Source organism: Blastopirellula sp. J2-11 (genome assembly GCF_024584705.1).
In the GTDB taxonomy this organism is placed as follows: Bacteria; Planctomycetota; Planctomycetia; order Pirellulales; family Pirellulaceae; genus Blastopirellula.
In genome coordinates this window covers 3,904,957-3,918,618 of sequence record NZ_CP097384.1, presented here as the reverse complement: position 1 = coordinate 3,918,618, position 13,662 = coordinate 3,904,957, and the positions used below count along the sequence as shown (strand labels likewise).

12 protein-coding genes are annotated in these 13,662 nt (G+C 57.2%); 1 reads left to right on the top strand and 11 read right to left on the bottom strand.

Translation table 11 applies throughout. The features are described from left to right. Positions 1–68 precede the first annotated feature (68 nt). The 3 genes from M4951_RS15595 to M4951_RS15585 all read right to left on the bottom strand — a co-directional run bounded on the left by M4951_RS15595 (position 69) and on the right by M4951_RS15585 (position 3,637). The gene (locus M4951_RS15595) at positions 69–1,013 is read right to left on the bottom strand and encodes a DUF1559 domain-containing protein (RefSeq protein WP_262022581.1); all 945 of its coding nucleotides are present in this window, start codon (positions 1,011–1,013) and stop codon (positions 69–71) included. A gap of 368 nt (positions 1,014–1,381) precedes the next feature. Then, positions 1,382–2,599 (bottom strand): anhydro-N-acetylmuramic acid kinase, encoded by a 1,218-nt coding sequence (locus M4951_RS15590; protein WP_262022580.1) that lies wholly within the window; start codon positions 2,597–2,599, stop codon positions 1,382–1,384. 279 nt (positions 2,600–2,878) lie between these two features. Next, positions 2,879–3,637, bottom strand: coding sequence for a gamma-glutamyl-gamma-aminobutyrate hydrolase family protein (locus M4951_RS15585; protein WP_262022579.1), 759 nt, complete (start codon positions 3,635–3,637; stop codon positions 2,879–2,881). A 586-nt stretch (positions 3,638–4,223) separates the two neighbouring features. On the opposite strand from M4951_RS15585, the gene M4951_RS15580 reads away from it, so the two are divergent. Further along, positions 4,224–5,372, top strand: coding sequence for a 3-oxoacyl-ACP synthase III (locus M4951_RS15580; protein WP_262022578.1), 1,149 nt, complete (start codon positions 4,224–4,226; stop codon positions 5,370–5,372). 203 nt (positions 5,373–5,575) lie between these two features. Here the strand turns inward: M4951_RS15580 and M4951_RS15575 are convergent, their stop codons facing one another. From M4951_RS15575 to M4951_RS15540, 8 genes are all read right to left on the bottom strand, one after another. Next, entirely contained in the window at positions 5,576–6,379 is an 804-nt protein-coding gene (locus tag M4951_RS15575) for an enoyl-ACP reductase (protein ID WP_262022577.1), read from the bottom strand. 4 nt (positions 6,380–6,383) lie between these two features. After that, positions 6,384–6,815, bottom strand: coding sequence for a 3-hydroxyacyl-ACP dehydratase FabZ family protein (locus M4951_RS15570; protein ID WP_262022576.1), 432 nt, complete (start codon positions 6,813–6,815; stop codon positions 6,384–6,386). Between the two features lie 6 nt (positions 6,816–6,821). Beyond that, positions 6,822–8,273 carry a phytoene desaturase family protein gene (locus M4951_RS15565; protein WP_262022575.1) on the bottom strand — a complete coding sequence of 484 codons (1,452 nt, stop codon included), beginning with the start codon at positions 8,271–8,273 and terminating at the stop codon, positions 6,822–6,824. Positions 8,274–8,359: 86 nt separating this feature from the next. Then, positions 8,360–9,751 (bottom strand): phytoene desaturase family protein, encoded by a 1,392-nt coding sequence (locus M4951_RS15560; protein WP_262022574.1) that lies wholly within the window; start codon positions 9,749–9,751, stop codon positions 8,360–8,362. A 74-nt stretch (positions 9,752–9,825) separates the two neighbouring features. Continuing rightward, positions 9,826–10,077, bottom strand: coding sequence for an acyl carrier protein (locus M4951_RS15555; protein WP_262022573.1), 252 nt, complete (start codon positions 10,075–10,077; stop codon positions 9,826–9,828). 25 nt (positions 10,078–10,102) lie between these two features. Beyond that, a complete protein-coding gene (locus tag M4951_RS15550) occupies positions 10,103–11,356 on the bottom strand; it encodes a beta-ketoacyl-[acyl-carrier-protein] synthase family protein (RefSeq protein WP_262022572.1) in 1,254 nt (417 codons plus the stop codon). A 91-nt stretch (positions 11,357–11,447) separates the two neighbouring features. Next, entirely contained in the window at positions 11,448–12,434 is a 987-nt protein-coding gene (locus tag M4951_RS15545) for an NAD-dependent epimerase/dehydratase family protein (RefSeq protein WP_262022571.1), read from the bottom strand. A gap of 38 nt (positions 12,435–12,472) precedes the next feature. After that, a complete protein-coding gene (locus M4951_RS15540) occupies positions 12,473–13,438 on the bottom strand; it encodes a zinc-ribbon domain-containing protein (RefSeq protein ID WP_262022570.1) in 966 nt (321 codons plus the stop codon). Between the last annotated feature and the right edge of the window lie 224 nt (positions 13,439–13,662).

Genomic DNA, 13,662 nt, shown 5'->3' with positions numbered 1-13,662 from the left:
GGTGAAGTCATTCTTCGTCTGCTTCTGTTGTGAGATTCAACGGAAAGTCCGATCGCAAAAAGTCAGGACTAATAGTTGCCCACGACTTCCCCATTCCATTGGGTGCTCAGCGCCTGCCATGCGTTCAAGTCGATCGTCTCGCTAATGAACCGCGCCGAGCCATCGCAGAGGACGACCTGAACGCCGCCGGCATGATGGCTGCGAGAAGCCAAAGACGCCTGACCTTGGCCGGTCCCGGTCGCATTCGGCGGCGGCTGGTACGGTAAGTTGAATTCGGGATGATCAATGCACTTGCCTGACTCACAATAGTCAGGTGCGGCCGAGTTCGGCGAGAGTCTGGTCATCACTTGATAGCAGTTAGAATCTTCATTCCAGATGCGTCCGCGACGATCGACTCCTCCGGCTCCAATTCCCTTGAGCATCTCCATCATCGCCAGCGTATTGCTCGTTCCGTCTTGAATGTCCGCTATCCTAGCGCCGTAATTGTTGCCAAACGGAGAAGCCAGGTTCGTCTTTCCGCCAGGCTCGTTGGTGCTAGGACCTTGGCCATCAATATCTAGAAATCGATGCATGCCCCAATTCAAGCCATAGTTGCCGAACGTTTCGTCGGGCAGCATGAGTTGTGAGCCAGACGTAGGATCGGTAGGGCACTGATAAAGCGGAAGAGGAGCTTCCAGCGCCGCGGCGTTAGAGCTATGCGACCAAGATTGCTTGAAATTGACGATGTCATAGATGTTGCCCTGCTCGATAAAGGACAAGATCTGCGCCACGAACGGCATGCGATAGCTATTGCCATTCTCGAAGTTGATTCGCACGGCGCCAGGAGGAAACTGACGAAAGGTATTTTCATAATTGTGGATGGCCAAGCCCAACTGCTTCAAATTGTTACGGCATGCGCTGCGTCGAGCCGCCTCACGGGCCTGCTGAACGGCCGGAAGCAATAGAGCCACTAAAACGCCGATAATCGCGATTACGACCAGCAGTTCGACCAGGGTAAATGCATTTCGTTTCATTGACATATATCTCTATGGGATAAGGAGATAATTGAACGAAAAGAATAGCAACGAGCAGGGTAACTTTGCCGTTCAAGTGAAGATGCAGAATCCAAACATCACTTTAGATCCCTCGACTTTCATCCAGCGATGGATATGAATGTGCCGAGAGTTCGTACAAGGAAAATGTTTGAAGTTCGACTCGTTGACTATCCAGATAAATTTCCTGGACGTCAAGTGAATTATTTGAATTGTTTAAAAAAGAGTCTGGCTCTAGTGAGCAAAAGGTTGGCATGCCGATAGAGGGCTCAGGCAAAGATCAGGAGTTCAACCGCCATCGTCACAAGGGACCGTGGCAGTGGTGCCCGAACTCGAAATCGAGAAGTTCGCTACACCGCATTGCGCAACGGCATTTTGCCGCACGGCGCACTCGCGAGTTGCTCAAGACAATACTGCCAATTTGCGGGGCTGCCCGGGGTGACGCGGCCTAACACGCGGGCTGCTTTGGCTCCGGTGAGGGTCGTGACGTCGGCCGGAAAGCGTTCGAGAAATGCGAACGCGAGCAGCGCGGCGACGGCGGGGCCGATGATGCGAGGGCTCCAGCCGAGATCCATCGTGGTTTCGACGGTGCGCTCGGTCTGTTGGCGAATCTTATCGGCGATTTCTTCGATGCCCAGCGGTTCGCCCAGCAGCACGATCCGCTGCGCGGCGGCCGACGTGGGCAAGTCGGCTTGGATCGCATGGACGACCTGGTCTTGCCAGAAACGCCGCAACAGGGCTTCTCCCTGGCTGTCGTCGACGCGACCCTCTGCTGCCGCCGCGAATGGTTGCAGGTCAAACAGGTCAGGACGCCAAATCGGGGTTTGATAGAGCGATTCGATTTTCCGCCAATCGTGTAAGACCGACTCAAACTTGCTCTTGCCGGCTGGCGCCGGTTGAACTTGCTCGAGCTGATCTTGCAGCAAGCGACCAGGCGCAACGGGGGACCAAAAGATCGGCGGGATTTCGGCGCCGACTCGGCGCGGCGGAACGAAATAGGCGTCGATTGTCTCGTCAAACGAGATTGCGATGGTCGGGCGACCGGCGCTGGACCACTGCGGCGGAGAAAAGAGGAGCCAGAGAGGCAAAGCATCGAGCGGGCCGCCGGTTCCGCCGGCGGCGATGTTGCGCTGGGCGAACGCATCGATCACGGTCACGCCGGTCGCTTCGGCAACTAGCTCTGGTACGCCGATGGTTTCTGGCGCCCAGGTTTCGCCGATTGGTCGCCAGGCGGTGGGGCCCGACAGTCCCACGGCGACTTGGCGCGCATCGAGATCGACCTCGTGCAATAACCGCTCGACCACGACGGTCTGCAGTTCGGCGACTTGGCGCGAAAGTTCGGCTTTGTCGCTCGCTGGCAGCGGTTCGCCTTGCAGGTGCCGGCGCAGGGTTACGGCGATTGGTTTCGGCAGTTCGACAAAACCTTCGCTGACGATTTCGACGGCAGCTTCCAGTCCGCGGCCGCGCGTTCCGATGACGACGCCGTCCACGGTCTCAGCGCGTAGACCTACCGAAGCGCCTAAAAACCAGCGCCGACGTTCGAGCGAGATGGTTGCATCCGATCTCACGGCCGTCCCTTCGCGTCTAGGAATGGTTCAGCAATCCGCCGTTTGGAATCGGTCTAGTTGGCTACTGCAGCTCAACGTTCGGGCGCCATGCTCCAACCAGCCGCAGGGCGTTAGCCCCGGTTTCTGACGGGAACTCATATTGTGATACGCAATTAGGGGCAAAAACCGCAGCTAACGCCGAGCGGCTGATGTTGTCGGTTGGAAGGTTGCCAACAATAAGGGTTGCGCCCCGCGACCGATTGCGGGCTCGATCGCGGGACGCCCCAGCTTTGTCAGCAATTAGACGCCAGCGGCGACCGGAGTGCGCGAAACGCCGTACTGGGCGTGGATACCTTCGATGAATTCTTCGAAGATCCGCTGATCCAGGGCCGAGGCCGAGTCGGCTTCGGGGTGGAATTGCGTACCGATCGCAACCCAATCGTCGCTAGCCCATTCGACCGCTTCGATCATGCCATCGGGGGCGCGAGCGGCGACTTGGAAACCGGGTGCGAGTTCATCGATCGCCATATGGTGCATGCTGTTAACGCGGACTTCGCCGTCGCCGTAGATGCGGTCCATAATCGTACCGGGAACAACTTCCAGGCCGTGCCGATGACCAGCGTCCAATGGATCTTTGTGAGGTAAAGCGGTCGGCACGTCGGCCGGAATGTGGAAGAACAAGTTTCCACCCATCGTAATGTTCAGTAACTGCATACCGACCCCGATGCCGAACACCGGCAAGCGGCGACGAACGACCAACGACATTAGTTGGCGATCAAGGTCTTCACGACGCGGTTCCATGGTGCGAACCGACGCGTGACGCATGAAACCATCGCGATGCGGATCGAGATCGGGTCCACCGATAAACACGATGCCGTGCAGGCGATCAAGGATCGCATCCATATCCGCCGCTTCAGCAACCGGTGGAATTACTACGGGAATGCCGCCAGCAGCGATAATCGAGTCGTAGTAACCTGCCCCGACAAACGAAAAGGCGGGACGGTCGTGGGTGGCCGGGCGATAATTGGCGTTCAAGCCGATCAACGGTTTGGATTGCATCTGGGACTTTCCTGTGTGGGCACATCATGTGCCGGAAAAATGGTGACCTACCCAAGACCACGGATCATCGGCTAGCGAAACACAGGTCAGATTTCACCTATCGATCTCTACAAGCAATCCGGCGTGCACGAGCGTTGATCTTGTCCAGAGATCGCAACTTTGCTACACAGATTGCCCGCGAAATTTCGGTGTGTGGGGCTGGCATGCCGCAGTCCTTCAGAATGCCTTCCCTGACCGAATTCGCACAGAGACGAATTGTTTTTGGTGAAATCCTCGCTTGAGGTTTCGTTAACCACAGACCTCCATATCCGTAGTGTCTTGGGCAACGACCAGTCCAAGTCAGCCCAGATTGATAGCAAGACAGTCGCAGAGTTTAAGGATTGCGCGGACTTTAGCAATTGCCTTCACGATTTTGGGGCAGTTGGCTAGTGCATGCACAACATCTTGTGTTGACTTGGTTTTGTTGCTGTTCGCCCCTCGCACAACGCAACAGCGATTCTCATCGAGCAGATGGTTGCCGAAATGACCCTAAATCTATACATTGAGTAGGGTTAACGCATTCTTTTCGCCTTCATTCGGCCGCTGCATGAATTTTCATAACGTCTGTTTAGAGTCGTTCGGATACGTTTTGCCGGCCGAAATTGTGACTTCCGATCAGTTGGAAGCTCGTCTGGCTCCGCTTTATGAGCGACTTCGTTTGCCGGCTGGCCGGCTCGAATTGATGACCGGCATTCGCGAGCGGCGATTTTGGTCGCCGGAGACGATGCCGAGCGAGATCAGCATCGAGAGTGGTCGTCATGCGATCGAAGCGGCTGGGATCGACGTCGGCGAGATCGGCGCGCTGGTCCATGGTTCGGTATGTCGCGATCATCTGGAGCCTGCGACCGCGTGTCGCGTTCATCATGAGCTCGGCCTCCGACAAGACTGCGTGATCTACGACGTCTCCAATGCGTGCTTGGGGCTGCTTAGCGGCGCTCTGCAGGTTGCAAGCATGATTGAGTTGGGACAGATTCGCGCTGGACTGGTGGTCGGAACTGAAAATGGCCGCCAGCTGGTCGATAACACGGTCCGCACGCTCAACGAAGACAAGACGCTGACCCGCAACCAGATCAAACTGGCGGTCGCGTCGCTGACAATCGGATCGGCCAGTTGCGCGATGTTATTGTGCGATCGCGAATTAAGTCAGACGCAAAACTTGCTGCATGCCGGCGCGGTCCGCGCCCATACGCAGCATCATCAGCTATGCCACAGCATCGCCGGATCGGGCGAAACTGGCGTTGGCAGTCCGCTGATGCAAACCGATTCGGAACGGTTGATGGTCGAAGGGATCGAAGTGGGGGGCGCAACCTTCGAGGACTTTCTGCAGAAGTCACGTTGGAGCCGCGAAGAAATTCAACGGACGTTCAGTCATCAGGTCGGGCTGACGCATCGTCGGCTGGTGCTCGAGAAGCTCGGTCTCTCGGTCGAGAATGATTTCGCCACCGTCCAGTGGCTCGGCAATACGGGCTCGGCGGCTCTGCCGGTCACGATGGCGATCGGCGCGCAGCACGGTCGCATCAACGCCGGCGACAATGTCGCGATGCTCGGGATCGGTTCTGGCATCAACTGCGTGATGCTGGGCGTCGACTGGCAAGAATCGCGCGTCAGCGGAGCAGGGGAGTTGCCGGCGGAAGTTTTGCAGCGACCTATCCCGGTTGGCCGCGATAGCTCCGCTATCGGGGCGGCGCAGCCGTAAGAGGCATTGGTTCCCGGTAAGCAGTTCAGGGGCTTTTCGCCATTTCCAACGGTATTGCGACCACCGAAGTTCGTCCGACCGCGGCTCGATGCCTCTTACCGACTTCGTCGGCCCCGATAGCGGAGCTATCGCGGCCAACCAGGAAAATAACGCAACCTCAAAACTTGCGATCGGGCTACGAAGAAAAAACAGGGCGGCTGCGACTACTTGTTCATTATCCGCTCAATGATGTCGCGATCAAAGTAGTTGATCGACATGCCGGCGTCGACCACCAGGTTTTGGGCTTGGATGCCGCTGCTGCGCGAGCTGAGCAAAAAAATGGCGACGTTCGCCGCTTCGTCGGTTTGCAGCGCCTGCTTTCGCGGGATCGCTTGTTCGGCGAACAAGTAGGCGTCGACATAGCCGGGAATGCCGGCCGACGCGGATGTCTTGAGCAAGCTAGGCCCGACGGCGTTAAAGCGCACCTGCGAAAATTTGCTGAAGCTCTTCGCCAAAAACGCCAGCGACGAATCGAGCGCCGCTTTGATCGGCGCCATAAAGCCGTAGTTCTCACTCGCCATCCGCGTGGTCGAAATCGAGATCGTCACCACCGAAGCGTCCGGAGCGAACAAGTCTTTCAAGGCGTTTGACAGCGCCGTCAGCGAGAAGCAGGAGATGTCGACCGCTTGCAGAAATTGCTTCTTGGTCGTCTCGTGAAACGGCCGCATGCCTTCGCTGTAATCGGCGAACGCGATCGAGTGGACCAATCCATGCACGACGCTATGTTTCGCGGCGATCTTGGCCGGCAGCGCGGCGATCTCGTCTTCATGTTCGACGTCGCAGACGTGGACTTCGCGATTGACCAGCAGTTTCGCCAGGCTTTCTTTACGCGTCTCGCTACGGACGACATAGACAACCGTCGCGCCTTCGCTTTCGAGCGATGCGGCGATCTTCCAGGCGATGCTCTTGCGGTTGGCGACGCCGCAGACGACGAAGGTTTTGCCTGCTAGTTGGAGGAAATCGCTCACTCGACTATGCTCCCGGCGCCGGCGCCAAAGTACAAGCAAAATCAAACCGAACGGCGACTTTGCCGGCGCAGGTCGCTTTCCCCTGCATGAAGAAAGCGTCGGCCATGCGCTCGGTCAATTTCACTTCCATCTCGATCGTATCGCCGGGACGGATCATCTTTTTGAACTTCACATCGCTCAAGCGGGTAGCGACCGGAACGCCCTTTCCTTCGGCGGCGAACTTCGAAAGCAGGATCGCGCCGCACTGCATCGTCGCTTCGCACAAGATAACGCCGGGGACGAGCGGAAAATCGGGATAGTGTCCCTGGAAAAAGTATTCGTCGGCGTGGAAGGTCTTGCGGCAAACGATCGTCTCTTCGTCTTGGCGCACGATCTCGTCGACCAGCAACATCGGCGGTCGGTGAGGAATCGCCGCGTAAATGGCTTCGCGTGTCATGAATGCTTATTTTGTGGTGGAAGCGAAAGGATTTTTTTCGGCCGACTTCAATAGATAGGCGTCGACGTCGTTCGAGACGATCACGCCATAATTGATTGCGCCTAACCAGCCCGACATGATGATGCCGACGCTGCCGGCATGGTACAGGCCGGGCAGTTGTTCGGGCAACGCGCGGCTGACGGCCAAACCTTCAAACTTGGTCCCAAAGCTGGAGCCAAGATTGTGCTTGGTGTAGTGCTGGAACGTGCGGGGAGTCGACGCTTCGGCATGGTCGATCCGATCGCGGATGTTCGGCACGTATTTTTCGATTGCGTCGAGCGTCGTTTCGACCAGGTCTTGTTTGCTCGCTTCGTATTCGTCTTCCGGCAAGTCCGCCCAGTCTTCGTAACGCGCGTTGGTGCTGGAGACGATCAAACATCGCGGGCGTCCTTCGGGCCGCGTGCGCGGATAGTAGAACGAATAGGTGCGGCTGGTGATGTCGCGGCTCAGCAGCAGGTCAGTGCGGAAGGTTTCGGCCGTACTGCTAAAGAGCAAATCGCCGGTCTCTTCCGGAACGAGTTCTTCCGGCTTCAAGCCCATGTAGACTTGCGTGCTGGAGTTGTTCAGGCGAACCGCTTTCGCTTCGTCGATAAACTTGGAGTCAAACTTGTCTTCGCCAACCAGTTCCAGCACGGTGGCGCGCAGGTTGGAGTTGGAGACGACCGAGCCGGCTTTGATCGTGCGGCCGTTGATCACCACGCCGGAGGTGCGGCCATTTTCGACCAGCACTTTTTCGACATCGCAGCGAATGCGGATATCGACGCCGCTTTTCTTGAGGTCGGCTTCCATCAAGTTGATCAGCCGGTCGGTACCCCCTTCAAAGGTGAAGACCCCCTTGGACATGAAGTTCGAGAAGACGATGCCGTAGCTGATCGCCGGATCTTCCAGCGTCGAACCGTTGGCGTAAGTGATCGGCTCCATCAGCAGCCGGATCACATCTTCGCGACCGGGGAAGAAGCGATCAAACAGCTCGCGCGTCGTCGTTTGTTGATCGTCATAGAAGTTCATCTGCCGGGCCGCGTCAAAGAACGCGTGGACCGTTTCGGCGGGAACTTGAAATTGTTCAATCAGCAACTTGGTGAAGTCTTCGCGATTGAACGAAGTGGTGAGCGAAAACATCGGATTGTCGAACCGGATGTTTTTCAGTTGCACGATCGAATCGGCGATTTCGCGCGTCCAATAACGCTTGCAGCTTTTGATCATGCCGATTGGAAAGCCGTGCAGCGAGATGTCAAAGATATGACCGCCGGGGCGCTTGAACCAGGTCGCCATCCCGCCAAGTTTGTAGTGTTGTTCGCAAAGAAGGACCGATCGACCGGCGCGGGCCAGCGTGTTGGCGGCGGTCATGCCGGCCAGACCGCTGCCGATCACTACGACGTCGTAATAGTCTTTCGCTCCGGCGAGAAAATCTTTCGGCATGCGTAAACTCGACCTGATACTGGTAATTCTATTCTTCGGAAGTAACGCTGGCCGCTTGAGAGGGGGAAGCGGCGAAGCGCCCAGGGTTAGCTGGCGGCTTGCAAGACGTGCCGATTGGCGATCGACAAACCGCTGACGATCGACCCTATGATACCGACAAAACCTTGATCTGTCCCGCAGATGTAAAGGTCTTTCAGATGCGTTTCGCCGCTCAGCCGCTTTTCGGGCGCTCCATACACGGCGCCGTTGTCGTGCCAGGTGAAACGATGAATCGTTTTCGGCGTAAACATGTCGGTCGCGACGATATGGCGGCGGAAATCAGGGATAAAGCGAACCGCCGATGCGATCGCCTGATCGTACCATTTCAGCTTCGCCTGTTGATATTCGTCGTCTGACATCGTGGTCCAACGCTCAAAGTTGGCCAGCGTCGTGATCCGCATAAAACCTTCGTCCAGCTGGGCGTCGCCTGGGTAGACGAAATTGTTGGGTGAGCAAATCACGCCGGTCCGCGTATCGCAGATTTGGTTGCGGGGCATTTCCCAGTGGAATTTGTGGGAGTCGTTGTAAAAGACGATCGTCGGATCGAATCCGACATCCCGCGGCTGCTGATTGAGGACCGAGATGCTCTCGATAAAGCTCAGCACGCCGGGCGAACCTTCCAGCTTCTCTTGAGGTTGCCCGCACATCCGCATCGTCTCGAACCAACCGGCCGAGGAGATGATCTTGCGCCCTTGCAGTTCTTCGCCGCTGTCCAGCACGACGCCGACCGCTTTGTCGCCGTCATGCACGATGCGCTGCACGCCGTTGCGCAGACGAAGTTCGCCGCCGAGTTCGCGATACTTGCGAACCAGGTTTTTCAGCAGCAGCCGAACTCCCTTCAGCGGTCGGGCGAACCCTTCCAAAAAGATGCTGCGAAACATGATGCAGAACTGCCCCCAGTCCATGTCGCGTTCGCGGGCATTGCCGTACCACATCAGCGGACAGAGGAGCATCTCGACCAGCAGCGGATCGCCGAGCGTCGCTTCCAGGATATCGCGAGCCGAACCCGAGTAGTTGTCGTCCGAGATATCGTCGTAGTCGATGATGCTGCCGAGCAGACGATCAAACGCGTCGCTTTTGCCGGGGAACTTGGCCGCGATTTCACTTTTCAGCAGTTCGATGTCGTTGTCGAACGCGAGCGAAACGTCGGGAAACGCGATCATCGATCCGCGTTGTTCGCACAGCGCGAACTCTTCCCATTTGAATCGCAACTGCCGCAGCAATCGCCCAAGCGGCCCGCGGCGATCTCCCTTGGGCGCATAGTTGGTGACCGCATGCAAACCGACGTCAAAATCACGTCCGGCCATGCGATAGAACGAGTTGAGCCCGCCGATCGTGTAATGACGCTCGAGGATGCAGACGTTCTGGCCGTAGTAGGCGAGCCGGATTCCGGCCGCTAGTCCCGACATCCCAGCGCCAATGATGATCACGTCGTACATGGAGCTGCTGCGGGGATATGCGAACGGTTACTAGGCGAGCGGCGTCAACGGACGACGGCTGCGATGGGACCTGATTACAGGTCTTTCATTTTCGGCTCTAGATAGGCGACGGTGCTCGCCATCGAAGCGAGTTCCGTGTAATCCTCTTCCGGAATCTGCACACGATGACGCTTGCGGAGTTCCATGACGATGTCGAGGAAGTCCATGCTGTCGAGCTCGAGTTGTTCGCGAAACGGCTTCGCATCGTCGATGTCGGAAATGTCGTCATCCGGTGCGATGTCGCGCAAGATATCTAGAACTTCCTCACGAATTTCCGCTGGCGTCACTGCGTTCTATCTCCTGCGTTGCCGCTTAAAGTTTGCGAATAATGGCTACTGAGTTGATCCCTAACATACCGAACGAATTGTTCAGGATGTAACGGACCGGCCCAATTTCTTTCGGTTCGTTGATCACCAGACCCGGCAGTTGGCAATCGGGGTCAAGATCATCGACATTGATGGTCGCATGCACGACGCCATCTTCAAACGCCGGCAAGTTGCCTGACATTTCTAATGCGCCGGCCGCTCCCATCGCATGACCGATGAAGCTCTTGGTATTGTTGATGTACGTTTTCGTGCTCTTGCCGAACACGCGTCGCAATGCGTCGCATTCTTGCGAATCTCCCAGCGTTGTACCGGTCGCATGCGTACTGACAATGTCAATTTGTTCGGCGGCCAGGCCGGCTCGTTTCAGCGCGAGTTCGACGCACTGCGCCTGACGCTCCGGATTCGGGAGCACAAAGTCGGTCGCGTCGGTGTTCATCGCGTAACCGGCCAGCTCACCGTAAATCTTGGCGCTACGCTTTTTCGCGTCCGAAAGGCGCTCTAACACGTAAACGCAGCCCCCTTCAGCCACCACTATGCCGTTGCGGGCCTTATCAAAGGGACGCGACGCTTGCTCTGGCGCGGCGTGATGCGCCAGTGCGCCCTGGCTTTTGAAGCCGGCGAAAATGCCGAATGTGTGAATGCTCTCCGAAACCCCCCCGGCCAGCGCCAGATCGCAGTCTCCCAGACGCAGCATTTGGGCGCCTTGGATCAGGCCGGCGTTACCGGCGGCGCAAGCGGCGCCGATGGTGTAATGCGGTCCGGTGATCTCGCGGTTCAGGCAGATTTCGCCCGCCGGGTTGTTGGCCACGGTGCGGGGATTGTGGTGGTGCGACCAGCAACTCGTGTCGTAGTCGTACCCTTTCAGCTCGTAGACTTCGTTTTCGGTCTCGACGTTGCCGTGTTCGGTAACGCCGATGTAGACGCCGACTTGGCTTTTGTCGGTATTTTCCCAGTCGATCCCCGAGTCGGCGATCGCTTCAGACGCGCAGTAGATGCCGATGCTGCCGGCTCGCGTACCGCGGCGAACTTCCCGTTTCGTCTGATGGCGGGTCGCTTCGTAGTCGCAGATTCCGGCCAGCGTGTCGCCGACGTAGCGAATGTGATAGTTCTGCACGCCGCTCTTGCCAGCCAACAGCGCAGACCGGTACTCAGCATACGAATTGCCATTCGGAGCGGTCAGGCCGATCCCCGTAATAACGATGCGTTGCGAATCCGGAAGTTGGTCGGGGCCCGCAATCATGAACTGCTACCGAAGGGTCCAGAGAAACAGTCCAAACTACCGCTTCCCCTGCATGTTGACAAGATATGCAGGACGAATGAAGCGGCGTTGATTAGAGAGTTTCGGCCAAACGCCGCATTCCTTCTTTCATGTTAATTTGCGGCTGATAGCCAAAATCGCGCCGCGCCGCCGAGAGATCAAAATAATGATTGGTCGCCAGCTGAGCCGCCAAAAATCGGGTCATCCGCGGTTCTGTGTCATATTTTTGGGCAATTTTATACGCCGTCTCCAGCAACCGGCCGATCGCAAATGCGGCGCGATACGAGATTTTCCGCTTGAGAGGCGGAATTTTGGCCAATTCCAGCAGCTCATTGATCCAATCCCAGCAGACGACCGGTTCCCCCTGGCTGAGGAAATACGCGTTGCCGCAGATTGCTGCGCCGTCGGCCATCGCATCGGCCGCCTGCAGATGCGCGACGGCGGCGTTTTCGACATAAATCATGTCGACCCTGTTTTTTCCGTCGCCAACGATCCGCAACTTGCCGCTCTGGGCCCGCTGGAGCAAGCGGGGAATCAAATGTTGATCGCGCGGACCCCAGATCAGATGGGGACGCAGCGCACAGGTCAACAATTTTCCGGCCTGATTGGCGGCCAACACTTGCTGTTCGGCGATCGCTTTGCTGCGGGGGTAATGCGCGAGCCAGCTGCTCGGGTAAGGGACCGACTCGTCGACTCCATTTTGATCGGTTCCGTCAAAAGTAACGCTGGGACTGCTGGTGTAGACCAACTTGCCGACGTTGTGCTGTCGGCAGCCGGCCAGAATGTTTTCAGTGCCGACGACGTTCGCTTGGTAGAAATCTTCCCAACGTCCCCAGATGCCGGCGATTGCGGCGGTATGGAAGACGACGTCGATGTCGGCGCAGCCTTGCGAGACGATCTGCGAATCGGCGACATCGCCGCGCAGACAGTCGACTCCCGCCGCGGCCAGATCAGGATAGTCGCGCCGCCCAAGGACGCGCACTTGATCGCCGCGCGCAAGTAACTGCTCGACGATATATCGTCCTAGAAAACCGCCGCCGCCGGTGACTAGCGCTCGCACCAGATTCGCCTTTTTTTCGAGAGCCCTATGGCCAAAAATCAGTCGAGGCCTTCGATCATCGATCGTGGGACCTTAAAGCGAAACGATCCGCCGTCGCCGATCGCCTGGCCGGGCAAGTCGAGATACAGATTTTGCACCGTCTTGGGATCAAAGTTTTCGCCAACGTCAAAGACGACCGAATCGGTCCCTTCTTCTTTTGGCTCGAACGTTTTCTCCGGCGTGTTCCACTTCAGTTTGGCGATGTCGTCAAAGCGGAGCGGATAGTAAATGTTGCGCTGTTCGTCGGAAAGCTGCGCGGTGCGAAAACCGGCCGGCGATTTGAATTCGGTGCCGTACCAGGTTTTGAAGTCGATCGGTTTGTTCGAACGATTCGCCAGTTCTAGATAGACGACCATAAACGGGCGTCCCGACGTGACCAATTCGCCTTTCTCGTCTTGCCCGCGAACTTCGCCCCAATCGATATGGTGGACTTTTACACGCAGGCCATCCATGTACTTGGCTGACTTGGAGGCATCGGACCAATTCACGTAATAATTGTCGTCATTTTCTGACTTATCGAGCACGTCTTGGATTTTGTTACCGACGTTTGTGTTCGTTTCGGTGGCGACCACTTCGACTTCTTCGCCGCCACCGCCGCTGCCCATGATCAGATATTTCGCCACCGCAAAAACCAGGAAAAGCGCCACGGCGCCGACACCGCCAGCGACGATGTTGAAGATCAGTTTCTCATGCTGTTTGAAGAACGAGATTCCAGCTTCTCCCTCGACGGCCTCTTCGCCTTCGCCGCCAGGCGTCGCCGATTGCGGCGGCTTGGAAGGCGCCGGCGCTGATTTACGACCCGGAGATTTGGGACGCGTTTGAATCACCGGCGCTGCAGACGCTGCGGGCGCAGCCGGCATGTCGGGAACCAGGAAGACGCCGCTGCAGGTCGGGCACTGCACCTGAGTTCCGGCAGCCGATTGAATTTCGAGCACGGTCGAACAGTGAGGACATCGCAGTTGCATTTTAACGTTGCGCTTTTCGAAAAAGTGAGGTGGCGCTATTTCGAACCGATTAAACACTAGCCCGCTGCGCCAGCAAGGGAATACGGCCCACTACTTTAATCCGTGTTCGCATCGCCAGCCGTATTCCCTCGCTGGCGCTGCGGGCTAGTGGGATGATTCTTGGTTTTGCGTACAGGTTGAGTCACTTCACAATAGTTGCAACGGGCAAAGACTCTCCGATTTCG

What these genes read in the sequence shown, in the direction of transcription:
- M4951_RS15595 (WP_262022581.1), bottom strand. Translation starts at nt 1,013, where the DNA reads ATGAAACGAAATGCATTTACCCTGGTCGAACTGCTGGTCGTAATCGCG.
- M4951_RS15585 (WP_262022579.1), bottom strand. Translation starts at nt 3,637, where the DNA reads ATGCAATCCAAACCGTTGATCGGCTTGAACGCCAATTATCGCCCGGCC.
- M4951_RS15580 (WP_262022578.1), top strand. Translation starts at nt 4,224, where the DNA reads ATGAATTTTCATAACGTCTGTTTAGAGTCGTTCGGATACGTTTTGCCG.
- M4951_RS15570 (WP_262022576.1), bottom strand. Translation starts at nt 6,815, where the DNA reads ATGACACGCGAAGCCATTTACGCGGCGATTCCTCACCGACCGCCGATG.
- M4951_RS15565 (WP_262022575.1), bottom strand. Translation starts at nt 8,273, where the DNA reads ATGCCGAAAGATTTTCTCGCCGGAGCGAAAGACTATTACGACGTCGTA.
- M4951_RS15560 (WP_262022574.1), bottom strand. Translation starts at nt 9,751, where the DNA reads ATGTACGACGTGATCATCATTGGCGCTGGGATGTCGGGACTAGCGGCC.
- M4951_RS15550 (WP_262022572.1), bottom strand. Translation starts at nt 11,356, where the DNA reads ATGATTGCGGGCCCCGACCAACTTCCGGATTCGCAACGCATCGTTATT.
- M4951_RS15540 (WP_262022570.1), bottom strand. Translation starts at nt 13,438, where the DNA reads ATGCAACTGCGATGTCCTCACTGTTCGACCGTGCTCGAAATTCAATCG.